Here is a 23781-nt window from a genome sequence, read left to right on the forward strand (position 1 = left end):
ACTGGGCCGCCGCGGCCTCATCTCTTGAAAGGAGGTGATCCAGCCGCACCTTCCGATACGGCTACCTTGTTACGACTTCACCCCAGTCATGAATCTCACCGTGGTAAGCGCCCTCCCGAAGGTTAAGCTACCTACTTCTGGTGAAACCCACTCCCATGGTGTGACGGGCGGTGTGTACAAGACCCGGGAACGTATTCACCGCAGCATGCTGATCTGCGATTACTAGCGATTCCGACTTCACGTAGTCGAGTTGCAGACTACGATCCGGACTACGATCGGCTTTGTGGGATTGGCTCCGCCTCACGGCTTGGCAACCCTCTGTACCGACCATTGTATGACGTGTGAAGCCCTACCCATAAGGGCCATGAGGACTTGACGTCATCCCCACCTTCCTCCGGTTTGTCACCGGCAGTCTCGTTAAAGTGCCCAACTCAATGCTGGCAATTAACGACAAGGGTTGCGCTCGTTGCGGGACTTAACCCAACATCTCACGACACGAGCTGACGACAGCCATGCAGCACCTGTGTCCTGGCTCCCGAAGGCACTCCTCGATCTCTCAAGGATTCCAGGCATGTCAAGGGTAGGTAAGGTTTTTCGCGTTGCATCGAATTAATCCACATCATCCACCGCTTGTGCGGGTCCCCGTCAATTCCTTTGAGTTTTAACCTTGCGGCCGTACTCCCCAGGCGGTCGACTTCACGCGTTAGCTGCGTTACTCAGAAAGTTACCTTCCCGAACAACTAGTCGACATCGTTTAGGGCGTGGACTACCAGGGTATCTAATCCTGTTTGCTCCCCACGCTTTCGTGCATGAGCGTCAGTATCGGCCCAGGGGGCTGCCTTCGCCATCGGTGTTCCTCCACATATCTACGCATTTCACTGCTACACGTGGAATTCCACCCCCCTCTGCCGTACTCTAGCCGTGCAGTCACAAGCGCAGTTCCCAGGTTAAGCCCGGGGATTTCACACCTGTCTTACACAACCGCCTGCGCACGCTTTACGCCCAGTAATTCCGATTAACGCTCGCACCCTACGTATTACCGCGGCTGCTGGCACGTAGTTAGCCGGTGCTTCTTCTGACAGTACCGTCATCCAGGCACGCTATTCACGCGCCCGATTTCTTTCCGTCTGAAAGAGCTTTACAACCCGAAGGCCTTCTTCACTCACGCGGCATGGCTGGATCAGGCTTGCGCCCATTGTCCAAAATTCCCCACTGCTGCCTCCCGTAGGAGTCTGGGCCGTGTCTCAGTCCCAGTGTGGCTGATCATCCTCTCAGACCAGCTACGGATCGTCGCCTTGGTAGGCCTTTACCCCACCAACTAGCTAATCCGACATCAGCCGCTCCAATCGCGCGAGGCCCGAAGGTCCCCCGCTTTCCCCCTCAGGGCGTATGCGGTATTAGCTACGCTTTCGCGTAGTTATCCCCCACGACTGGGTACGTTCCGATGCATTACTCACCCGTTCGCCACTCGCCGGCAGGCCGAAGCCCCCGCTGCCGTTCGACTTGCATGTGTAAAGCATGCCGCCAGCGTTCAATCTGAGCCAGGATCAAACTCTTAAGTTCAATCCAACAAAGTACTCAAAATCATTACTGACTCGTGAGCACTCAATCTTTGCAATGCCAAAACTGCCCGAAGGCAATTCTTCACCGCAGCAACCCAGTACCCACACTTATCGGTTGTTCAACTTTTTAAAGAACCGCTGCGATACAGCGAGAAAGAGATTCTGACAAACTTTGCTGCCGCTGTCAACCCCCTCCGATCCCTTTCCTGCCAACCGGGGAGACTCCCTCTACCGCCACCTCGCACCGCACCGCACTGCCAAAACCCCCGGTGCCGCGAAGAGGGGCGAATTATAGATGGTAGAATGGCGATGTCAATGACTCGTCCAACATTCTTCGGAGACAAGGGGCTTCTTGATCACGGAAAAGCCCCTATCAATTCAGCACAACAGATACAAACTTCCGTTTTCCGACCTGCAGGACAACCGTTTGATCGCGCCGAAGCACAAGACCCTTGTCCTCGACTCGCTCTCCATTCAGTCGAACCGCGCCCTGCTCAATCATACGCAGCGCTTCCGATGTGCTTCCGGTCAGTCCTGCCTGTTTGACGACCTGGAAAACCGGCAAACCGCCATCCCCGACCGTGACATTCACTTCAGGCATCTCGTCTGGCAATGCACCCCGTCGGAATCGCGCCTCGAAATCGGCTAGCGCGTCCTCTGCAGCAGCATGGTTGTGGAACCGGGCCACGATCTCCTGCGCCAGCAACACCTTCAGTTCACGCGGATTACTCCCACCTTCGACCTCGGCGCGATAGTGCGCAATCTCGCCCGCAGGACGGAATGACAGCAACTCGAAATAGCGCCACATCAAACTATCGGAAATCGACATGATCTTCCCGAAAATTTCGCGGGGCGCTTCCGTGATACCTATGTAGTTGCCAAGCGACTTCGACATCTTGTTAACGCCGTCGAGCCCCTCCAGCAGCGGCATCATCAACACGCACTGGGGGGCCTGCCGGTCATGCTTCTGAAGCTCTCTGCCGACCAGCAGATTGAATTTCTGGTCTGTCCCCCCAAGCTCGACATCCGCCCGCATCGCCACCGAGTCGTAACCCTGACACAGAGGGTACAGAAACTCGTGGATCGCGATGGCCTGCCCTCCTGCGTAGCGCTTTGCGAAATCGTCCCGCTCCAGCATGCGCGCCACCGTGTGCCGCGATGCGAGACGAATCATCCCCGCTGCCCCGAGGGACTCCATCCACGAGGAGTTAAAGCAGATCTCCGTCTTGTCCGGATCGAGAATCTTGAACACTTGCTCCTGATAGGTGCGAGCATTTTCGAGGATCTGCTCACGCGACAAGGGTGGCCGAGTGGTGTTCTTCCCCGAGGGATCACCGATCATTGCGGTAAAGTCACCGATCAGAAACATAACCTGATGGCCCAGTTCCTGAAAGTGCCGCAACTTGTTGAGCAGGACAGTGTGCCCCAGGTGCAGATCGGGTGCCGTCGGGTCGAAACCCGCCTTCACGCGCAGAGGGCGATCCGATTTGAGTTTTTCGACAAGTTCCGCTTCGATCAGTAACTCTTCAGCTCCCCGCTTTATCAGCTCAAGGGCCGCCTGTACGTCAGTCATGCATTTCTCCATTCGTTAGGGCAGCCGGAAAAACTTTGCTAAACTCGCGCAAGTTTTTTGCCCAGTGTTTCCCATGCAGGCACGAAAAATCAGGATTCTAGCCGAACTGCCCCACTATCTCCCTTCCGGTCGCCGGCGCTGGATGCTTGGGACTCTCGTGGGCACCTCGCTTCTGAGCGTCGTCGCGGCGACTGCAATGGTCCCTGGGGATGCCTTGCCGCCGTTTCCGGTGCAATCGGTCATCGAGCAGCTGGGTTCCGTCACCATCCAGCCTAGTGCCAATGCGCCCATCCCCTTCGTTTTCGACGAACGAGTGCAGCCGGGCGATACGATTCAGGCGCTCTTTCGCCGTATCAAGATCGATGACCAGGAAGCACTCGACTTCCTGTCTAGCGATCCCGAAAGCCGAAGCGCACTTCGTCAGTTGCGTGCAGGGCGCTCCGTATTGGCGCTCGTTGACGGCCGCGGAAAGCTCGTTTCATTGACTTTGCCAGTCGCGAGAGGCGATTCGCGCTTCACGATCGAGCGCACTTCGGAGGGGATCCGCTCCCGCGGCCGAGACCCCCTGAAGGTCGATACCCACATCGAGATGCGCTCTGGAACGATCCGCCATACACTTTTCGGCGCAACGGATTCGGTAGGTGTTCCCGACAGCGTCGCAACAAAGCTTGCGGAAATTTTTGGCACCGAGATCGATTTCAGCTCCGATCTGCGTGCAGGAGATCAATTCAGTGTCGTCTACGAGACGATTTACGACAAGGGGGCTCCTGCTGGTAGTGGGCGAGTGCTGGCGGCCGAGTTCGTCAACCAAGGGAAAAAATATGCCGTGGTACTCCATCGCGATGCGGACGGGAGCGAGGCGTACTACACACCGGAAGGTCGCGGGCTTAATGAGGCGTACCTCCGGTACCCTCTCGAGTTCTCCAGAATCTCGTCCACATTCGGGCGGCGCCTGCATCCGATTCACCGGAGTTGGCGCAGTCACAACGGCGTGGACTTTGCAGCGCCGACCGGCACACCTGTGAAGGCGGCCTCCGACGGGGTTGTAAACTATGCAGGCAGGCAGAACGGTTACGGCAACATCGTTATCTTGCAACACAGGGACCGCTATTCCACCGCCTATGCTCACCTCAATGGTTTTGCCGGCGGTCTTCGAAAAGGCGCCAAAATCAGGCAAGGGGATCTGATCGGCTATGTAGGGTCGACGGGCTGGGCGACCGGCCCGCACCTGCACTACGAGATCCGCGTGAACAACGTTGCGCATGATCCCATGAAAATTGCGCTACCTACCGTCCAGCCACTGGGACCCACCGCCCTCGCGGCATTCAAGAGCCAGACTGCCCCACTGCTACAACGATTGGCGCTGCTGAATCGAGCACTGGTGGCTCAAGCCAATTGAGCTTTCCCGCTCTGGAAGGCTGAAAAGAAAACGGGGTGCACCAGCACCCCGTTCTTGCCTTGCCTTGCAGAGGACAGGCTTCTTTCCGCTCACGCAGAAAACGAAGAACCGCAGCCGCAAGTACTTGTCGCGTTCGGATTGCGAATCACGAACTGGGACCCTTCCAGCCCCTCGCTGTAATCGATTTCGGCACCTACCAAGTACTGGTAGCTCATCGGATCGACCAGCAACGTCACGCCATTTTTTTCGAAGGCAGTATCGTCGTCGTTCACTTCCTCATCGAACGTGAAACCGTACTGGAAACCGGAACACCCCCCACCGCTCACGAAAACGCGCAGCTTCAGTTCGGGGTTGCCCTCCTCCTCAATCAGTTCCTTTACCTTCGTGGCCGCACTGTCAGTGAAGACCATCAGTTCTGGGGTATCAACTACGGTGTTCATATTTTCTCCTCTATCAGAACACTGGCACATGATGCGCCACACGAAGCATTTTCGTCAAAATCCGATCACCGGTCCATCCGATAGTTCCCTTACGGGGACACCGGAACGATATCGAGCCCCAGCGACTCATCCAGGTCAAACATGATGTTCATGCACTGGACGGCTTGGCCGGCCGCACCCTTGACGAGGTTATCGATGACCGACAGGACCACGACGACCTCGCCGCCCTGCGGCCGATGGACAGCCACGCGGCAAAGGTTGCTTGCCCTCACCGAACGGGTTTCCGGATGACTGCCTGCGGGTAGAACGTCGACAAAGGGCTCATCCTGATATCGTTCTTCAAACAGCTTCTGCACATTCACATCCTTCGAAAGCCTTGCATAAAGCGTCGCATGGATGCCCCGGATCATCGGCGTCAAATGTGGAACAAAGGTGAGGCCGACACACTGCCCGGCCATCGCCTCGAGTCCTTGACGAATCTCGGGAAGATGCCGGTGTCCCGCCACTCCGTAAGCTTTGAAGTTGTCGGCAGCCTCGGCAAACAACGTATGCACTTCCGCCTTGCGTCCCGCACCCGAAACGCCGGATTTCACATCCGCGATCAAATGCGACAGATCCGCCGCACCGGACTCGATCAACGGCAGAAAGCCCAGTTGGACTGCTGTCGGGTAGCAACCGGGATTAGCCAGTACGCGAGCCGAACGAATGCGTTCGCGGTTCCGCTCGGGCAAGCCGTACACTGCCTCGGCTACCAGATCTGGCGAAGCATGCTTCATCCCATACCACTTCTCCCATTCCGCAACGTCGCGGATGCGGAAATCCGCCGCCAGATCGATCAGCCGCACACCGGCGTCGACGAGTTCCCTCGCCTGCTGCATTGCAATTCCGTTCGGCGTGGCGAAGAAGACCACATCGCAGCGGTCGAGCGCCGCGTCCTGCGGGGCTACGAAGCGAAGATCGACACGGCCGCGCAGACTCGGAAACATGTCGGAAACGGGCAAACCGGCGTCGCCGCGCGAGGTGATCGCAACCAGGTCCGCCTCGGGGTGGCGGGCAAGCAGCCTCAGCAGTTCCACCCCGGTATACCCCGTTCCACCGACTACACCAATTTTAATCATGCCTTCTCCTTGCCGTGTCTGTCTTCGTGAGCAATGAATTATCGCACTCGCACCAATTGAATTCTTGAATTCGAAACGAGAAAAGCCGCCTCGAGGGGCGGCTTTTCTGCTCGCGGATACGAAAGTATCAGCGCTTCGAGAATTGCTTGCGGCGACGCGCCTTGCGGAAACCGACCTTCTTCCGTTCGACTTCGCGAGCATCACGAGTCACGAAGCCGGCCTTGCGCAGCACGGGCTTGAGTTCTGCATCATATTCGATCAGCGCACGGGTGATACCGTGGCGAACGGCGCCGGCCTGACCCGACTCGCCGCCCCCGGTCACATTGACCATGATGTCGAAGCGGCCGTCGTTTTCGGTCAGCACGAGCGGCTGGCGCACGATCATGCGGCCGGTTTCGCGCGAAAAGAACTCGTCGACCGGCTTGCCGTTGACGACGATGTTGCCGGAACCCGGCTTGATGAACACACGGGCAACCGCAGTCTTGCGGCGGCCGGTGCCGTAGTTGTAACTCACAGCCATTGATCGGCTCCTGTCAGATCTCGAGAACTTGGGGCTGCTGAGCGGAATGCGGATGTTCACCACCCGCGTAGCACTTCAGCTTCTTCAGCATGGCGTAACCCAACGGCCCCTTCGGCAGCATGCCCTTCACCGCCTTTTCCAGCACGCGCTCAGGAAAGCGCTGCTGCAGCTTGGTGAAGTTGGTTTCGTAGATTCCGCCCGGATAACCAGTATGACGGTAATACTTCTTGTCCAGCGCCTTGTTGCCGGTCACCCGCAGCCTTTCGACATTGACGACGACGATGAAGTCACCCGTATCGACGTGCGGCGTGTAGATGGCCTTGTGCTTGCCACGGAGGCGACGGGCCACTTCGGCGGCAAGCCGGCCAAGCACCTTGTCCGACGCGTCGACAACAAACCAGTCGCGCTTGACTTCGTGCGGCTTGGCAGAAAACGTTTTCATTCGAATCCTCGATCTTGTCCGGCCTAGGGCGAAGGCCAATAAACGGAAAGCTCGTGATGGTACCCGCAAGCCTGCCGGGAAGTCAAATTCAGGCTACCGCAGCCCTGCCACAAGGGAGGAGGCAAAAAAAACGCAGTCCATGCAGGACTGCGTTAAATCCACACCAAAGGAGGAGGGTGGAGGAGACACCGCTTGGATCACGAAACCATCTCGATCCGACTGAGTACGATTATCCTGAAACACGCCCCCCGTCACAAGCTTTTATTGTGCATTGCACTATAAATGTTTTGATTACTTTATAAACATTGCTTATTTACAAACAAACTATTGATATAAATCAATTTATCTGGCCATCATGGCCAACAGATGCCCGCCTCAGCGTGACACGTTATTATGCATTTAAGGTGTATTATTGCACCGCAATAGAAAACTTGGATACTGGCTCCATCCCACGTCTGGTTGGCCGTATCGGATTGCCATCCGGTAAAATGCCGCTCCGCCTCGCCCAGAGGTTTCCTCGCTCATCAAGCGGACAACGGAGTAGATGATGGAATGCACTATCAAGTGGGTCGATGGAATGACCTTCCTCGCGGAAACCGGCACCGGTCACGTCGTGGCGATGGATGGCGCTCCGGAGGCGGGCGGCCGGAACCTTGCCCCCCGGCCGATGGAAATGATGCTTGCCGGCGCTGGCGGGTGCACGGCGTTCGACGTCGTATTGATCCTGAAACGCGGACGCCAGGATGTTCGCGGCTGCGAGGTAAAGCTCTCGGGCGAGCGAGCGGAAGCAGACCCGAAGGTGTTCACCCGCATCACTTTTCACTACACCGTGCGGGGTAAAGGGCTGAAGGCCGAGGCGGTGGAGCGCGCGATTCATCTATCAGCAGAGAAATACTGCTCGGCGTCGATCATGCTTGGCAAGACCGCCGAATTGGTGCACGAATGGGACATCGTCGAGTGCGAGTAACGGCGCTGCCTGCTCGACGCGCCGCACGCGTTTTGCTCGCTATACCCGATACGCGGTCGCCGTCATCACGCGGGCCATCAATCTCATCGCTCCCCTGAAGGGCGCAGGCAGTTCGTGAGCCCCGAGGGCGCGCGCGACGTCGGCGTGATGCGCCTCGTCCGCCTTCATCTGCTCGAGGATTTCACGAGACTTGCGGTCCTCGGGGGGCAAATGTTCCAGATGGCCGCTGAGATGCGCTTCGACCTGGCGCTCGGTTTCGGCAAGGAAGCCGAGATTCCATCGGTCGCCAAGCCTCCCGGCTAGCAGCCCCAGCGCCAGCGACCCGCCGTACCACAGCGGATTCAGCAGGCTCTTGCGCCCGCCGAGTTCGGAAATGCGCTGCTCGGTCCATGCCAGGTGCTCGGTTTCCTCATCCGATGCCCGCGCTAGCTCGCGTTTGACGTCGAGGTCGCCCGCGCTCATCGACTGCCCCTGGTACAGCGCCTGGGCGCAGATCTCGCCGCTGTGGTTGACGCGCATCAGGGCCGCGACATGTTGCCGGTCACGATCCCCCAGATGCGTTTCGGGCACGTCGGCGCCGGGGACCGGGCGCACGCTACGCGCGGGAGCGAATAGCGTGCGCAACGCCTTGTCGAACTGGACAATCGCTTCGTCGATCATGAACACCTCGAAATGTCGGTCATTTCAATGCCGGCTCCATGCCACGCAGCCGCCGCAGCACTTCGCCGACGTTGCGCGGCGGGACCGGTCCGTCGCAGAAATATTCCTTAGCCAAAGCTGCACGCGGACGGTTGTACGCGGTGTCGATGATCGGCTGCCAGCCGGCGTCGCGCGCCACCGCCCACTCGCCTCCGTCGCGGCCGACCGCATAGATGCGCCATCCGGCCACCTCGCAGCGAATGCCTTCGAAAGTGACGTTCTCGGCTCCACCCGTGGTGTGCACCACAAGCACGTAGCGGACGACACCGTCCTCGCCCACTGTCAGGCTATGCTCGTCGAGCAGAAAACGATTGCGCGAAGTCACATCGACGGGGAATTCGCGCAACGCAGAGGGAAGCGGCGGAGCCGGCAACTCGTAGTCGCCTTCCTTCCAGTTCGGATCCGGGTCGCTGAAAAGGCCGGCGCAAGCGGCCCCGGAAAAGAACACGAGGGCCGAAACCCCCGCTTGGACGATGGTTTGGAACGGTTTCAAGCTTGCAGGTCTCCGCACAGGGACAAACGAATCCTCTCGGGCAGCGGATCCACCGCGGCAGAGTAAGCCGGATGATCGATCCCGATTGCGAGCGCTCCACCGGCCCTCACCGCCCGGATCATGTCCGGCGGCAGTTCGAATCGAAGGAAATGCACCGCAGAGGTCTTTTCGGCATTGTCACGTTCCAGATCCTCGTCGGCAATCGAAAAAACCGGCTCGGACCCGGCCACCTTCACCCACACGCGGCGCTCGACCCCGATCAGCCGCCGAAGCCTCAGGAGACGCTCGGTCACGTCGGGGAACTCGATTAGCATCGTCGCCTTCCAGTTGCTACCGTCGGGCACGAGCGGGTTGTATACGTCGAGTTCATCGCGGATGCCGTCGTCCTCGAAAGTCCGCTCGATGCGAAGCATCTCCTGAATCTGGTAGCGGATCGTCAATTCGTCCTCGAAGACCAGCGTGACATGCTCTCCGATGCGCACCGTCCGATCCTTTTTGTGCGCCATGACGCGGCTCCGGAAAGCGGTGCGCTGCCGGGCGTATTCTTCGAGGCTGAGCAGGCTTTCGCGGCTGATCGCACTCATGATGTTGCATCCTCACAAGCCGTAGGCCCTGCGCAGCAGCGTCAATGGATGGACCTTTTCCGCTTGCAGATCGGCCCCGCCGTCGCGAATCCCTTGCTGGATATGACGAGCAGCGATCGGACAATCCGAACTTATGCAGTCCGGCCGGACTTCGGCCATCCGGCGAAACACCGGACGACCGATCCGCATCGACTGTTCGAAATGTTCCTGCTTGACTCCCCACGTACCGTCATGTCCGGCACAACGCTCGACGGTCACGACTTCGGTGCCGGGAACGAGTTGCAACATCTCGCGCGTTTTCTGCCCGACGTTCTGTACCCGGCTGTGGCAGGGAATGTGATACGCGACCTTGCCTAGGGGCTGCTTGAAGTCGGTCTCCAAGAGTCCGTCGCGGTTGCGCAGCACGAAATACTCGAATGGATCGAACATCGCCTGGGCAACCGCCCGGACGGGAGCATCGTCCGGAAACAGCAGTGGCAGTTCTTGCTTGAACATCAACGCGCACGACGGCACCGGCGCAAGGATCGCGTACCCTGCGGCCGCGAGTTCCGCAAGCGCGGGGATATTCTGTTCTTTGAGCCGCTCGACGCCGCTGAAATCGCCCAGTTCCAGCTTCGGCATACCGCAGCACGCCTCGTGTTTCGCCATGACAGCCGGAATCCGGTTGTGCGCGAGCACCGCGGCGAGATCGTGGCCGATGCCCGGTTCGTTGTAATTGACATAGCAGGTCGAGAAGATCGCGACCTTGCCCGACGTACGCTCGCCATCGCGTACGGGCCATTGTGCCTGCAGTTGTACCGTGCGACGAAATCTGGCCGGCGCGTAAGGCGGCAGCTCGCGCCGTTTGTCGACGCCCAGCGCTGTCTGCAGTGCCGCACGCGCGACCCCGTTACGATTGGCCGCATTGACGGTCTGGGCGATCACGGGAATCGCGGCGAGCTTGCCGATCGCATCGGTGTTGGTCAGGATCCTGTCGCGCAACCGCACTTCACGCTTGCGGAACTTGACCGCTTTCGCACGCAGCATCAGGTGCGGAAAATCGACGTTCCACGGGTGCGGCGGGACATACGGACACTTCGTCATGAAGCAGACGTCGCACAGATAGCACTGATCGACGACTTTCCAGAAGTCGCGCTTTTCGACACCATCGACTTCGCCCGTTTTCCCCTCATCGACCAAGTCGAACAAAGTCGGGAAGGCGTTGCAGAGGTTCACACAACGACGGCACCCATGGCAGATTCCGAACACCCGTTCGAGTTCGTCCTGCAGCGGCGCCTCGGCGTAGTATTCCGCTTCGCGCCACGCGACCGGATGACGAGTGGGCGCATCCAGGCTGCCTTCTCGCTTCGACATGAGAAACCTCTCTCGTCGTTCCGGCCGAATGGCCTAATGGCCGGTCCCACACCCCCGCAAGATGCGGGCGCTCCCGGTCCGCTTCTGCCAGTCCTCAATCCTGCAGAGCGTCGAGCGCCTTCTGGAAACGGTTCGCGTGCGACCGCTCGGCCTTTGCCAGCGTCTCGAACCAATCCGATATTTCCTCGAAACCTTCCTCCCGCGCCGTTTTCGCCATGCCGGGGTACATGTCGGTGTATTCGTAAGTCTCGCCCGCAATGGCGGCGCCAAGGTTCGCGCGAGTGGCTCCGATCGGCAGGCCGGTGGCCGGGTCACCGCAGGCCTCGAGGTATTCGAGGTGTCCGTGCGCATGCCCGGTCTCGCCTTCGGCCGTCGAACGGAATACCGCGGCAACGTCGTTCTGGCCTTCGACGTCCGCTTTCGCGGCAAAATAAAGATAACGGCGGTTCGCCTGCGATTCGCCTGCAAAAGCGGCTTTCAGGTTTCCCTCGGTCTTCGATCCTTTGAGTAGCATCTTCGTCTCCTTTATCTGTTCCCACGGACGACCTTCTCCGCGACTCCCCGGAGATAATTAAAAGCTAGAAGACGAATCCCGCCAGAGAAAATTGATCCATGCTATCTGCCGGATTGGAAATCCCTATGAGACGCCCTGCGACCCCGGCATGTCGTGTCAGGCGGAGATTGCCGCTTCGATCTCGGCGAAATTCCTCGCGATCTCGGTGCTGACCGGCTGGGGTTCACCGAGCTGGCGCGCGATCTGTGAGGCCGAGAAAATCCCCCTGATCAGGCCCCGCCCGCCCTCGCAGCGTTCCAGCACCAGGGCATGCTGCCGACCAGAACGTTTCAGCGTCGCGAGAACATGCCCCACGTCCGCGCGCATGACCTCGCCGAGCTCGACGGCCTCGGTGCGCTCGAGTGGCGTCATGACGGAATCGACGGTCAGTTCGCCGACCCGCGTGCCGCGTTCCTGTGCGGTCCGCACCGGGCCTTCGCCCAGCAGGTCGGCGACCGAAATCACGCCCATCACCTGGTGACGCGAATCGGTCACCAGCAACAGTCGCACTCCGCGCAGGATCATGGCGCGGTTGGCATCGGCCAGCGACGTTTCAGCCGCGATCGTCGCCGCGGGAATTCTCGTGAGGTCGGTCATGACCTCTATCGCCGGGGAGTTGCGGGAGACCCGGCGGTTGTTATCGGTTCTTGCGACTTCGCAATGCAGGCCCGCCAGGCGCGCTTGCGGAAGCGGATCGAATTCCCGGTTCATGGACACCTCCCATTACAGAATATTGACAAGCGTGCCAACCGCATGCCGATGGTCTTTTCTGGCTGCCGCAAGCGCATCTTTTTCATGTCCGAGAAGCTTTGCAGAGGCCGCAGCCGAACGGCCCGGAAGCATCAGTTCGACCCGATCGTTTCCGTGGAGTTCATCGCCGTCAACCGACGGAACCCGGGGATCCGGGCGTCCGCTCAAAGAAAACGCCCCGCATGACGAACATCGGCATGCGGGGCGACAAGGAATGGCGCTCAAGGCTCGCGCACTTCGGTCAGTACCTTGTAGGCCTCAGGTGGATCCCGGGGTCGCGTCCGGAACAATGTTTTCGACAGTTCGAACAACGCCTGCTGGTACACCTGCCGCTTGAACTCAATCACGGCTTCCAGCGGCACCCAATAGTCACTCCAGCGCCAGGCATCGAACTCCGGATGAGTGCTGGCTCGCAGACAGACGTCGGAATCACGCCCCACCAAACGCAACAGAAACCAGATTTGCTTCTGTCCCCGGTAGGTATTGCGCCATTCCCGTTTGATCCAGTGCTTCGGAACGTCGTACCGCAACCAACCACGCGTGCGGCCGAGAATCTTCACATGCTCGGGACGCAGACCCACTTCCTCGAACAGTTCACGGAACATGGCCTGCTCCGGCGTTTCGCCGTGCTTGATGCCACCTTGCGGGAACTGCCACGAATGCTCACGGATCCGCTTGCCCCAGAAAACCTCATTGCGCGTGTTGACCAGAATGATGCCGACGTTCGGGCGATAGCCTTCACGATCGAGCATGATCAAACCTTCAATTCAAGAACTGTCACAATTTTTCCACATTTACAGAGGCTTGGAAAGGCGCACCACCGGAAGCGTTCCCGTTCCGCAGCTTCGCGGCGGGTGTGCAGCGGGCCGGGCGGCGTACCGCGATCTGCATATCGGTCGTCGACACGGTAAAATCGCGTCTTTGCTCACCAGCCCGACCCCCGGATCCAGCATGCGCGCCAGCCAGTATTTCATCTCCACCCTCAAGGAAGCCCCCTCGGACGCCGAGGTCGTCAGCCAGAAACTGATGCTGCGCGCGGGCTTCATCCGCAAAGTCGCAGCCGGCATCTACAGTTACCTTCCCATCGGCCTGCGCGTGATCCGCAAGGTCGAGGATATCGTGCGCGAGGAAATGAACCGTGCCGGTGCACTTGAACTGACGATGCCGCTCGTTCAGCCCGCCGAACTCTGGGACGAAACCGGCCGCTGGGAACAGATGGGCGCCGAGATGCTGCGCTTCAAGGATAGGCACCAACGCGACTTCGCGCTGCAACCCACGTCCGAGGAAGTGGTCACCGACATCGCTCGTCAGGAATTGAAGAGCTATCGCCAGCTGCCGAAGAACTTCTACCAGATCCAGACGAAGTTCCGCGACGAGCGCCGGCCGCGGTTCGGCGTGATGCGTGGCCGCGAATTCACGATGAAGGACGCCTATTCGTTCGACCGCGACGCGGCGGCCGCGGGCCGCAGCTACGACGCGATGTACGCCGCCTACTGCCGTATTTTCGACCGGCTCGGCCTGACGTACCGCGCCGTCGCTGCCGACACCGGGGCGATCGGCGGGGATCGCTCACATGAATTCCAGGTCATCGCCGACACCGGCGAGGATGCAATCGTCTACTGCCCGGGTTCCGCCTACGCGGCCAACATCGAACTTGCCGAAGCGCTGCCGTTGCTGGCGACCCGCGCCGCGCCGGGCAAGGCGCTCGAGAAGACCTCCACCCCGGGCAGGACGACCTGCGAAGAGGTCGCGAAGCTTCTCGGCGTGCCGCTCGCGACGACGGTGAAATCACTTGTCCTCGCGACCGATGACGTCGATGACGCGGGCAAGCCGGCCGGCGTCACGGTGTGGCTGCTGCTCGTGCGGGGCGATCACGAACTGAACGAGGTCAAGGCGGGCAAGCTCCCCGGCCTGAAAGCGGGGTTCCGCTTTGCGACGGAAACCGAGATCACCGAGCGCTTCGGCTGCAAGCCCGGCTACCTCGGGCCCGTGGGCCTGAACAAGGCCGTCAAGGTCGTCGCCGACCGCACCGTCGCGAACATGGCCGACTTCATCTGCGGCGCCAACGAGGCGGACTTCCACTTGACCGGCACGAACTGGGGCCGCGACCTGCCGGAACCCGATCTCGTCGCCGACCTGCGCAACGTCGTCGAAGGCGATCCGAGCCCGGACGGCATGGGACGGCTCGCGGTCCAGCGCGGCATCGAGGTCGGCCACGTTTTCTACCTCGGCACCAAATACTCGCAGTCGATGAACGCGACCTTCCTCGATGAGGATGGCAAGCCGAAGCATTTTGAAATGGGCTGCTACGGCATCGGCGTCACGCGCATCCTCGGTGCGGCGATCGAACAGAATCACGACGCCCGCGGCATCATCTGGCCGGACGCGATCGCACCGTTCCGCGTCGTCGTCTGCCCGGTCGGCTGGGGCAAGTCCGAAGCGGTGCGCGACGAAGCGATGAAGCTCTACGAAACGCTGCTCGCCGGCGGCATCGACGTGATCCTCGACGACCGCGACGAGCGTCCCGGCGTGATGTTCGCCGACTGGGAACTGATCGGCGTGCCGCATCGCGTCGTCATCGGCGATCGCGGACTGAAAGAAGGGATAGCCGAATATCAGGGGCGACGCGACGCCGAGGCGGCGAAGATTCCGCTTGCCGAACTCGCAGCCTTCGTCGGCTCGAAGCTCCAGCCGGCCGCGTGAGGAACGCCGATAGCGGCGGCATGAGTGCCGCGGGCAGCCTCGTGCTGAGCCTCGCTCTGCTCGCGGGTCTCGCCGGCGCCCCGGACCAGGCGCTCGCCGGCCGCCAGCAGTACGAACCGATGGCGGCGAGCGTGCGCTCGGCGCTGCACGCGGCAGTCAGCGACGCCGGCGCTCCGGGACTCCTGATTGCGAACGAGGGGGAGCGGGTACGCTGGCTGCAGGATATGTCCCGCCGTCTCGAAAAACGCATCCCGGACCGTCATTACCGGGAAGAATTGCTGACCGCAGTGCACTATGAAGCCACGCGGGCGGGACTCGATCCGCAACTCGTGCTGGGCTTGATCCAGGTCGAGAGCGCTTTCCGGAAATACGCGGTGTCGAGCGCCGGAGCGCGCGGCTTCATGCAGGTGATGCCGTTCTGGATCAAGGCGATCGGCCTGCCGGAAGATAATCTCTTCCACCTGCGTACGAACCTGCGCTACGGCTGCACGATCCTGCGCCACTACCTCGACATCGAAAAAGGCGATCTGTACCGGGCGCTGGGACGCTACAACGGCAGCCTCGGCAAGCCCGAGTACCCAAACCTGGTGCGGGCGGCGTGGGAGAAGCACTGGAGCTACCAGTCGCTGCGGCTCGCGTCCGATGACCGCGGGAGCCGCGCGAACTGAACTGAAGAGCGGGCATGCCTGCGGCGACCGGCCTCCCGCGAGCCGCCTCCTGGCGCGTGTCGCTCAGGCACGACAATCGTCAGCTGGCGCCCACGACTGCGACTTTCGGCGTCGACTCCTCGCGCGGCACGGCCCTCCCCGCTTCCTTCGCCGAAGCCAGGGACTGGACGTCGCCAGACAGTTCGCCGCCTTCCTCGATCAGGATCTTGCCGTAGCGGATCTTGCCGCTGACACGGCCCGTCGCATGGATCACGAGTTGGGTGCGCGCAGTGAGTTCGCCGTCGAACCGGCCGTGGATTTCCGCGATGTCGATGCCGACCGTCCCGGCGAACGAGCCGCTTTCGGCGATGCGAATGACGCGGCTGTCCATGGTCGCTTCGACGCGACCCTCGACGATCAGCGTGTCGCAATCCAGGATCTCCGCGCCTTTGAGCTTGACCTCCGGCCCGACGATGAGGCGGCTGCCGGAACCGTAGCCCGCGTCCTCCGCGGCCTCGTTGGCGCGAGGAAGAGTGGTCGACGCTGTCCCGCCTGCCACACTGCTCGTGCCGGCATCGCGTGCCGGCTGGGACATCTCGGCAGAACTGCTGACCAGCCCGGCCGGCTGAGCGGCTGCGAAATTGCCCGACCCGATGCGCTGTCCACGAGCGGCCTGTGGATCGGCAGCTTTCGGGAACACTGGGGATTTGCTGAACATGATCTCTCCTGGGTGAATTCGCGTCAGACGACTAGCGACGCGAATGCAAAATCCACGCCATATCGATTTAGTCTTTTATATTCATATTCATACGAATATAAGCTGGAACAGTACACGAGATTTTTTGCGTTCTGATGTCGCCATGAAACGACATCTCAAACACCAATTCATATTAAGCATTTGAATTATATTGATTTATTTATGTCGCTTCAGAGCGACATTTGTGTAGCCAAAAAGCGCCAGCTAGTCAAGTCCAAAATCTGCTGTAAATTCTCTTCAGCCCGGATGATGACGAATGGTTTTTATCCGGCGAGAGCAACAACGTTGTTGCTCTCGCCGGCGGCGGCGCGGGCGGCGACCCACTCCGCGAATTCATCCATATCCAGATATCGTCTTTCCTGCCAGACCTCGTTCTGCTCGGCCAACAGGGCGCCGATCAGGCGCAGGGCGGATTCGTCGTTGGGGAAGATGCGGATCACCCGCTCGCGACGGCGAATCTCTTCGTTGAGCCGCTCCTGCATGTTGGTCGTGCGCAGCCGCCGCCGGTATTTCTCTGGCAGCGCCATGACCGCCATTGCGTCGGCGAAACCTTCCTCGATGCACGCCACGGCCTTTGCCGCCGTTTTCTCGAAGCGCTCGACGAATTCGGCGAGCCGGCGCTTGGCCTCGGCCATGTCCGCCGCCTGGAAGACGAGTTTGGCTGCCGCCGCCACGTCGGCCCGGATCTTGGCGCTGCAGCTCCCCAGAATGTTGCGCATCAGATGCACCTGGCAGCGCTGCCAGGTCACCCCCTGAAAATGCTTTGCGACCGCCTGCGTCAGCCCGCCGTGGCTGTCGGAAACGACGAACATGACGCCTTTCAACCCCCGGCCTTTGAGCCAGCGGAACGTCTCATCCCAAGTGGCGAAACTCTCCGTGTCGCCGATCTTCACGCCGAGAATTTCGCGGTAGCCGTCACTCCTGATGCCCGACACGACCAGTGCGGCGCGCGATACGACGCGGTCGCCTTCCCTGCTCTTGATGAACAGCGCATCGACCAGAACAAACGGGTAATCGCCTTCGAGCCGTCGCTCGTTGAAGGCACCGACACGTCCGTCCAGTCCGGCGCAGAGCGCGCTGACCGTCGATTTGGAAAAGCTCGTGCCGCACAGCTCCTCGGTGATCGCCGATACTTTCCGCGTCGAGACGCCTTGCACGACCATCTCCATCAGCGCCAGTACAAACGCCTGCTCGCTCCTCTGGTAACGCTTGAAGATCTCTGTCGAGAAGCTGCCATCCCGCGTCTGCGGCACCAGCAGCGTCACCGGCCCCACCCGTGTGTAGAGCGTGCGTGCTCGCGTGCCGTTGCGGTAGCCGGCGCGCTCTTCCGTGCGTTCGTGCCGCTCCGCTCCCAACGCTTCTGTCACTTGCGCCTCCAGTATCTGGTTCAGAACCGCTTCTACCAGTTTCGCCAGCCCGTCCTGACCGCTCAACAGCCCTGGCAACAAATCACGCCCTACGCTAACATCATATCCAGCCATCGCTTCGCCTGCCTTTCTTCGGTTGATCAACGCTTCGACAACGTCATCGTACCGAACTGAAGCGGTGGCTACCTGCCACTCGATTTACAGCAGTTTACGGACTCAATCCGCCAGCTTGCATTTCCTTACGGATCTCGGCCGAAACCGCGCACTAAACTGCGACGCCGGACTTCGAGCTCATTCGCCGGCCGTCCATGTCCCGCCTGTCCTTCAGTTCCACGCTGCTTGCGAGCTTTCTGCTGATCGCCGCGATCCTCGGCACCGCAGCGCTCGGCGGACTGCTGACCCTCGAAGACTTTGCGGCGCGCAGTCGCGAAGGCGCAGGGCACGCGCTCGGTTTTTCCAGCGCGCTCCAGCAACTGGGTGAACGCACGGTGGATATGGAACGCAGCGCCCGCCAGTTCCTGGTCCTCGACGATCCCGTGCTGCTCGAGCGGTTCGAGCAGGCGCGCGACGACTCGATGACGGCGCTGGTGTGGATTGCCGGTCTCGGAGGCGCGAAATCGCAAGGGCTCGTCAACCAGTGGATCGACGCCTCCAACCGGGCCGCGGCAGCGTTGAACGCTCGCGCGGGCGCCGACGCCGCGCTCCGGGCACTCGGCGAGTTACCGATCCTCAACGAGCATCTCGCCGCGGAACTCCGCCTGCAGCTGGACGCGGAGTCGAAACGGCTGCTCGACGAACTCGACGGCAATCGGGAACAACTGGCGTGGCACCTGTTGGTGGCGGTGACGGCGGCCCTCCTGCTCGCGGCGCTCACCGGATGGTGGGTGCTGCGGCCGCTGAATAGGGTCGAAGGCGCGATCGAGGCCCTCGGCGAGAGCCGCTTCGACGAACCGGTCATCATTGGCGGGCCGGCCGACCTGCGCCGGGTCGGGCGGCGACTGGACTGGCTGCGGATGCGCCTCGCCGACCTGGAAGCGAACCGTACGCGAGTGCTGCGCCACGTCTCGCACGAACTGAAAACTCCGCTTGCATCCCTGCGCGAAGGCATCGCGCTGCTCAAGGACGGCGTTGTCGGCGGGCTCACGACCGAGCAGCACGAAGTGGTGGCCATTCTTGAACACAATACCCGCGCGCTGCAGCTGCGCATCGAAGGATTGCTAGGCTACAACGCCGCGGTGTTCGACGCGCGCAGCCTGAAGCGCTGGAAAGTGGCATTGCGACCGCTCGTCGAGTCGGTGGTCGCGGAACAGCAATTGCAGATACAGAGCCGGGATCTTCACGTCGATATCGACGTAAACGGCAATATCCCGCCGTTGACCGCCGACCCCGACAAGCTGCGGATCGCGCTCGCAAACCTGGTCGCAAACGCGATCTCGTTCAGTCCGCACGGGGGCAAAGTCCGCCTGAAAATCGCCCGCGAACTGCGCGACGTGACGATCGACTGCATCGACGAGGGACCTGGCGTGCCTGAAAACGAATCCGAACGCATCTTCGAACCTTTTTACCAAGGGAGCCGGCAACCGGCAGCGCCGCGTCATGGCAGTGGCTTGGGGCTTTCGATCGTGCGCGAATTCATCCACGCGCATGGCGGGAAAATCGAGCTGGTGCCGACCTCCGTGGGCGCCCATTTCAGGATCGCGCTTCCCAATGAAAGCTGAAACTGAAACGGGTCGCTCTGCCTCGTCGCTCCCGGCAACTTCTGCGGCACGGCGACCGGTGTTCGTCGGAAGGATATTCGTAGCCTTGCTGGCCGCCGTCCTGCTCGGGGCGTGCGCGAACCTGGCTGCGCCGGGGGCGGGCGGCGACGAGCGCGCCGATCCGTCAAAGGACGGCGGCCGGCTCGCAGTCGAGAGTGCGATCGAGTACTACCATTTCGTCCGCCAGCTCGAACCGGCCGAGCTGGAACGGGAACGGGAGGTCCTTGCAGTCGGCGTGGGCGACCCGCTGAATCAGCTGCTCCAGGCGATCGCGCTCGCCTGCCCGCCGGGAAACAATATTCCGCGCGCGCTGGCGCTACTGGCAGTGGTCGACGCATCGACACGACCCGCGGCGGTCGCGTTGCGTCCGCTGGCGCGGCTGCTCGCCGATCAATTTGCCGAGCAACAACGTCTCGAGACGGCGGCGCAATCCCTCACCCGGCAACTCGAACGCACCGGCCAGCATCTCAAGGAAAGCCGCCGGCACGCCCGGCAGCTCGAGGAAAAGATCGAGGCGCTGACCGAGATCGAACGCACGCTGCCGGAGCGCCCGGCCGCCCATGCGGCCCCGCCGCCACCGCCGACGGAACGGAGGATCACGCGATGAAAGCCACTCACAGCCCTGCTCCCACTGCCGGCGCCCACCTGCTGCTCGTCGACGACGACACCGACCTGCTCAAGCTGCTGTCGCTGCGCCTGCACGCGAGCGGCTATCGCGTCAGCACCGCCGAGACGGCGGAGGCGGCGCTCGGGCGCATCGCGGTCGAACGCTTCAGCCTGGTCGTCAGCGACGTGCGCCTGCCTGACCGCGACGGGCTCGCGCTGTTCGAGGAAATCCGGCGCACCTGCCCGGTGCTGCCGGTGATCCTGCTCACCGCGCACGGCAGCATTCCCGACGCCGTCGAGGCGACCTCCCGCGGCGTCTTCGGCTATCTGACCAAACCTTTCGACAGCCAGGCGCTGCTCGAGAAGATCGCGCAGGCGCTGCAGGTGGGCGGCCCGATGCACGTGGGGGACGACGCCGATGACAACGACTGGCGCGATGAAATCATCAGCCACAGCAACCGCATGGCGACCGTTCTCGACGAAGCCCGCCTCGTCGCCGCGTCGGACGCGAGCATCCTCATCCGCGGCGACAGCGGCACTGGCAAGGAATTGCTCGCGCGCGCAATCCACCGCATCAGCAGCCGCGCGAACGCGCCGTTCGTCGCGATCAACTGCGGCGCGATTCCGGAACAGCTGCTCGAATCGGAACTCTTCGGCCACGTGAAAGGCGCCTTCACCGGCGCGGCAACGGCCAACACCGGGCTTTTCCTCACCGCCAATCGCGGCACGGTGTTTCTCGACGAGATCGGCGACATGCCGCTCGCGCTGCAGGTCAAGCTGCTGCGCGTGCTACAGGAGCGCGCCGTGCGCCCCGTCGGGGCGAGTCGTGCCGAGCCGATCGACGTGCGGATCATCTCCGCGACGCACCGCGACCTGGAGCTCGCGCTTGCCGAGGGGCAGTTCCGCGAGGACCTGTTCTACCGGCTCAACGTCGTCAGCCTGACCTTGCCGACGCTCGACCAGCGCCGCGAGGACATCCCACTGCTCGCCAACCACTTCCTTCAGGTGATCGGACGCAAATACCACAAACGGTTGTGCGGTTTCGCCCCCGAAGCGATGGAAGCACTCGCGACAGCAGCCTGGCCGGGAAATATCCGCCAGCTGCAGAACGTCGTCGAACAGGCTTGCGCGCTCGCGACGACGTCCCTGATCCCGCTTGCACTGGTCGAGCGGGCGCTGCGAGTGCCGAGCATCGAAGCCCTGAGTTATGCCGAAGCGAAGCAACGCTTCGAACGCAACTATCTCATCCAGCTGCTCAAACTCACCGACGGCAATGTTTCGGACGCGGCGCGCCTCGCGGACCGCAACCGGACGGAGTTCTACCGCCTGCTACAACGGCATGCGCTGACTCCGAGCTTGTTCCGCGACGGCGGGGTTGTCGCCCGCGAACGACAATAATAACGCCATCGATACAGCGTCTTGTCTCCGAGCACCGCGCTTTGGTCGCCACCGCCCGACAAAATTCGGCCGGGCAGCGGGCGAACGCGCACCTGCGACCTGCCCCGCTACGGCAACCCCTTGATCGAACCCGCCATTCGGGGCAACTGGCACGAAGGCTGCTGCAAGGCGGGGGGATCCGACCCTCGCCTTTTCAGCCTACCTATTGCAAAGGAGTCCGCGCATGATCAGACGGCAGACCGTTGCCTCCGTGCTCACCACCACCGCAATCGCTTTCTGCATCGCCCACACTCCCGCCCAGGCCGCGGACATGGCTTCCGCAGCTGCCCCGCCCGACGAGCGCGACCGTGGCCTGCAGCGCGACGTCAAGAATGCGCTCGTCGCAGATCCGGCGCTGCAGCAGACCCATATTGCGGTCTCCGCAGAAGGGGGGCAGGTGACGCTTGCCGGCGTCGTCACCACCGCAGCGCAGCGGGAGCGCGCACAGCGCAACGCGATGGCGGTCCGCGGCGTACGCCAGGTGGAGAACGCGATCGAGGTCACCGAACCCTGAACGGCACCGCCCGGCACGCGGGCGGCGGCTACGCGTCCCGACGCTTGGGACGGACGGGGCGCCGGCAATCTTCAGCCGGTCCCGCCGACGGTCAACCCGTCGATGCGCAGCGTCGGCTGGCCGACCCCGACCGGCACGCTCTGGCCATCCTTCCCGCACGTGCCGACGCCCGGATCCAGGGCCATGTCATTGCCGATCATCGATACGCGCGTCAGCGCGTCCGGGCCGTTGCCGATCAGCGTCGCGCCCTTGACCGGTCGCGTGACCTTGCCGTTCTCGATCAGGTAGGCCTCGGCGGTCGAGAAGACGAACTTGCCCGACGTGATGTCGACCTGCCCGCCGCCGAAATTGGCTGCGTACAGGCCTTTTTTCACCGACTTGATGATTTCCTCATGCGACTTGTCGCCGTTCAGCATGTAGGTGTTCGTCATGCGCGGCAGCGGCAGGTGCGCGAACGACTCGCGGCGGCCGTTGCCAGTCGGCTTCACCCCCATCAGGCGCGCGTTCATCGTGTCCTGCATGTAGCCGGTGAGGATGCCGTCCTCGATCAGCACCGTGCATTCGGTCGGATTGCCCTCGTCGTCGATCGTCAGCGAGCCGCGGCGATCCGGCAGCGTGCCGTCGTCGACGACCGTGACGCCTTTCGCCGCCACCTGCTGCCCCATGCGCCCGGAGAACGCGGAACTGCCCTTGCGGTTGAAGTCGCCTTCCAGGCCGTGGCCGATCGCCTCGTGCAGCAGGATGCCGGGCCAGCCCGGCCCCAGCACGACGCTCATCGTACCGGCCGGCGCCGGCCCGGCGCCGAGATTCGTACGGGCCTGATGCACCGCCGCGAGGGCATATTCACGCAGCCGGTCGTCGTCGAAATAACCGTAGTCGAAGCGTCCGCCGCCGCCGCCGCTGCCTTGCTCCCGGTCGCCGTTTTCTTCCATGATCACAGTGACTGAAACCCGCACCAGCGGACGCACGTCGGCCGCCATGTGGCCGTCGCTGCGCATCACCATGACGACCTCCCACGAGCCCGCGATGTGCGCCATCACCTGCGTGACGCGCGGGTCCTCGTCGCGCGCGAAGCGTTCGAGCCGTTCGAGCAGCTTCACCTTGGCGGTGTCGTCGAGCGACGCGAGCGGATCGTCGGCGCGGTACAGGCGCGGCAGGCCGGCATGCGCCTGCACCGCGACGCTGCGCCGGCCGCCGGCGTCGGCGATCGCCCGCGTCGCTTCGGCAGCCGCCGTCAGCGCCGGCAGGGAAATGTCATCGGAGTAGGCGAAGGCGGTCTTCTCGCCGCAGATCGCGCGCACCCCGACACCCTGTTCGATGTTGAAGCTGCCGGACTTGACGATGCCTTCCTCGAGGCTCCAGCCTTCGGAACGGTGATACTGGAAATACAGGTCGGCGTAATCGAGCCGGTGGCTCAATAGCTTGCGGAACACTTTTTCGAGTTCCGGATGGCCCAGATCGTAGGGGTTCAGCAGGTAGCGGTCGGCAACCTTAAGCGGGTTTTGTGTGGGGCTCATTGTTTGTCCAGTCGTTGGGTCGC

Annotated in this window: 23 protein-coding genes and 1 rRNA gene; 8 read left to right on the top strand and 16 right to left on the bottom strand. The window is 61.9% G+C overall.

Annotated elements, in window-relative coordinates; all coding sequences use genetic code 11:
* Positions 1-27: 27 nt before the first annotated feature.
* A 16S ribosomal RNA gene (locus pbN1_RS04455) occupies positions 28-1563 on the bottom strand.
* 372 nt (positions 1564-1935) lie between these two features.
* Positions 1936-3135, bottom strand: a complete 1200-nt coding sequence (gene tyrS, locus pbN1_RS04460) for a tyrosine--tRNA ligase (protein ID WP_169204081.1) — start codon at positions 3133-3135, stop codon at positions 1936-1938.
* 157 nt (positions 3136-3292) lie between these two features.
* On the opposite strand from tyrS, the gene pbN1_RS04465 reads away from it, so the two are divergent.
* A complete protein-coding gene (locus pbN1_RS04465) occupies positions 3293-4534 on the top strand; it encodes a peptidoglycan DD-metalloendopeptidase family protein (protein WP_425305752.1) in 1242 nt (413 codons plus the stop codon).
* Positions 4535-4623: 89 nt separating this feature from the next.
* Here pbN1_RS04465 and erpA read toward each other — a convergent pair whose 3' ends face one another.
* From erpA to rplM, 4 genes are all read right to left on the bottom strand, one after another.
* Positions 4624-4974: an iron-sulfur cluster insertion protein ErpA gene (erpA, locus tag pbN1_RS04470; protein ID WP_169204079.1), complete on the bottom strand. Its 351-nt coding sequence runs from the start codon at positions 4972-4974 to the stop codon at positions 4624-4626.
* A gap of 89 nt (positions 4975-5063) precedes the next feature.
* Entirely contained in the window at positions 5064-6092 is a 1029-nt protein-coding gene (gene argC, locus pbN1_RS04475; protein WP_169204078.1) for an N-acetyl-gamma-glutamyl-phosphate reductase, read from the bottom strand.
* Positions 6093-6219: 127 nt separating this feature from the next.
* Complete coding sequence (gene rpsI / locus pbN1_RS04480; RefSeq protein ID WP_169204077.1) at positions 6220-6612, bottom strand: 30S ribosomal protein S9; 393 nt, start codon at positions 6610-6612, stop codon at positions 6220-6222.
* A 13-nt stretch (positions 6613-6625) separates the two neighbouring features.
* A complete protein-coding gene (gene rplM / locus pbN1_RS04485; protein ID WP_169204076.1) occupies positions 6626-7054 on the bottom strand; it encodes a 50S ribosomal protein L13 in 429 nt (142 codons plus the stop codon).
* Positions 7055-7601: 547 nt separating this feature from the next.
* On the opposite strand from rplM, the gene pbN1_RS04490 reads away from it, so the two are divergent.
* The gene (locus pbN1_RS04490) at positions 7602-8021 is read left to right on the top strand and encodes an OsmC family protein (RefSeq protein ID WP_169117611.1); all 420 of its coding nucleotides are present in this window, start codon (positions 7602-7604) and stop codon (positions 8019-8021) included.
* A gap of 39 nt (positions 8022-8060) precedes the next feature.
* Here the strand turns inward: pbN1_RS04490 and coq7 are convergent, their stop codons facing one another.
* The 7 genes from coq7 to pbN1_RS04525 form a co-directional block, all read right to left on the bottom strand.
* A complete protein-coding gene (coq7, locus tag pbN1_RS04495) occupies positions 8061-8681 on the bottom strand; it encodes a 2-polyprenyl-3-methyl-6-methoxy-1,4-benzoquinone monooxygenase (protein ID WP_169204075.1) in 621 nt (206 codons plus the stop codon).
* 19 nt (positions 8682-8700) lie between these two features.
* On the bottom strand, positions 8701-9213 hold the full coding sequence (locus pbN1_RS04500) for a CNP1-like family protein (RefSeq protein WP_169204074.1): 513 nt from the start codon (positions 9211-9213) through the stop codon (positions 8701-8703).
* On the bottom strand, positions 9210-9797 hold the full coding sequence (locus tag pbN1_RS04505; RefSeq protein WP_169204073.1) for a DUF3501 family protein: 588 nt from the start codon (positions 9795-9797) through the stop codon (positions 9210-9212). The genes pbN1_RS04500 and pbN1_RS04505 overlap by 4 nt, the downstream gene beginning before the upstream one ends.
* Before the next feature lie 12 nt (positions 9798-9809).
* A complete protein-coding gene (locus tag pbN1_RS04510) occupies positions 9810-11150 on the bottom strand; it encodes a heterodisulfide reductase-related iron-sulfur binding cluster (RefSeq protein WP_169204072.1) in 1341 nt (446 codons plus the stop codon).
* 94 nt (positions 11151-11244) lie between these two features.
* Positions 11245-11664: a rubrerythrin family protein gene (locus pbN1_RS04515; protein ID WP_169204071.1), complete on the bottom strand. Its 420-nt coding sequence runs from the start codon at positions 11662-11664 to the stop codon at positions 11245-11247.
* Between the two features lie 156 nt (positions 11665-11820).
* Positions 11821-12414, bottom strand: a complete 594-nt coding sequence (locus pbN1_RS04520) for a CBS domain-containing protein (RefSeq protein ID WP_210147654.1) — start codon at positions 12412-12414, stop codon at positions 11821-11823.
* Between the two features lie 260 nt (positions 12415-12674).
* Positions 12675-13205, bottom strand: coding sequence for an RNA pyrophosphohydrolase (locus pbN1_RS04525; protein WP_169117600.1), 531 nt, complete (start codon positions 13203-13205; stop codon positions 12675-12677).
* Positions 13206-13404: 199 nt separating this feature from the next.
* On the opposite strand from pbN1_RS04525, the gene pbN1_RS04530 reads away from it, so the two are divergent.
* On the top strand, positions 13405-15156 hold the full coding sequence (locus tag pbN1_RS04530; protein ID WP_169204251.1) for a proline--tRNA ligase: 1752 nt from the start codon (positions 13405-13407) through the stop codon (positions 15154-15156).
* Positions 15157-15176: 20 nt separating this feature from the next.
* On the top strand, positions 15177-15824 hold the full coding sequence (locus pbN1_RS04535) for a transglycosylase SLT domain-containing protein (RefSeq protein WP_169204252.1): 648 nt from the start codon (positions 15177-15179) through the stop codon (positions 15822-15824).
* Positions 15825-15903: 79 nt separating this feature from the next.
* Here pbN1_RS04535 and pbN1_RS04540 read toward each other — a convergent pair whose 3' ends face one another.
* Both pbN1_RS04540 and pbN1_RS04545 read right to left on the bottom strand, forming a co-directional pair.
* Positions 15904-16521: a bactofilin family protein gene (locus pbN1_RS04540; protein WP_169204253.1), complete on the bottom strand. Its 618-nt coding sequence runs from the start codon at positions 16519-16521 to the stop codon at positions 15904-15906.
* Between the two features lie 302 nt (positions 16522-16823).
* Complete coding sequence (locus pbN1_RS04545; RefSeq protein WP_169204317.1) at positions 16824-18041, bottom strand: IS256 family transposase; 1218 nt, start codon at positions 18039-18041, stop codon at positions 16824-16826.
* Between the two features lie 194 nt (positions 18042-18235).
* Between pbN1_RS04545 and pbN1_RS04550 the strand changes: the two genes are divergently transcribed.
* The 4 genes from pbN1_RS04550 to pbN1_RS04565 all read left to right on the top strand — a co-directional run bounded on the left by pbN1_RS04550 (position 18236) and on the right by pbN1_RS04565 (position 22241).
* Positions 18236-19645 carry a sensor histidine kinase gene (locus tag pbN1_RS04550; RefSeq protein ID WP_169201556.1) on the top strand — a complete coding sequence of 470 codons (1410 nt, stop codon included), beginning with the start codon at positions 18236-18238 and terminating at the stop codon, positions 19643-19645.
* Positions 19646-19730: 85 nt separating this feature from the next.
* Positions 19731-20291 carry a hypothetical protein gene (locus pbN1_RS04555; RefSeq protein WP_169201555.1) on the top strand — a complete coding sequence of 187 codons (561 nt, stop codon included), beginning with the start codon at positions 19731-19733 and terminating at the stop codon, positions 20289-20291.
* Positions 20288-21688: a sigma 54-interacting transcriptional regulator gene (locus pbN1_RS04560; protein ID WP_169201554.1), complete on the top strand. Its 1401-nt coding sequence runs from the start codon at positions 20288-20290 to the stop codon at positions 21686-21688. The genes pbN1_RS04555 and pbN1_RS04560 overlap by 4 nt, the downstream gene beginning before the upstream one ends.
* 223 nt (positions 21689-21911) lie before the next feature.
* Positions 21912-22241 carry a BON domain-containing protein gene (locus pbN1_RS04565; RefSeq protein WP_169201553.1) on the top strand — a complete coding sequence of 110 codons (330 nt, stop codon included), beginning with the start codon at positions 21912-21914 and terminating at the stop codon, positions 22239-22241.
* A gap of 71 nt (positions 22242-22312) precedes the next feature.
* Here pbN1_RS04565 and tldD read toward each other — a convergent pair whose 3' ends face one another.
* Positions 22313-23758, bottom strand: a complete 1446-nt coding sequence (tldD, locus tag pbN1_RS04570; protein WP_169201552.1) for a metalloprotease TldD — start codon at positions 23756-23758, stop codon at positions 22313-22315.
* Positions 23759-23781 lie beyond the last annotated feature (23 nt).

The sequence above is a fragment of the Aromatoleum bremense genome, from assembly GCF_017894365.1.
GTDB lineage: Bacteria > Pseudomonadota > Gammaproteobacteria > Burkholderiales > Rhodocyclaceae > Aromatoleum > Aromatoleum bremense.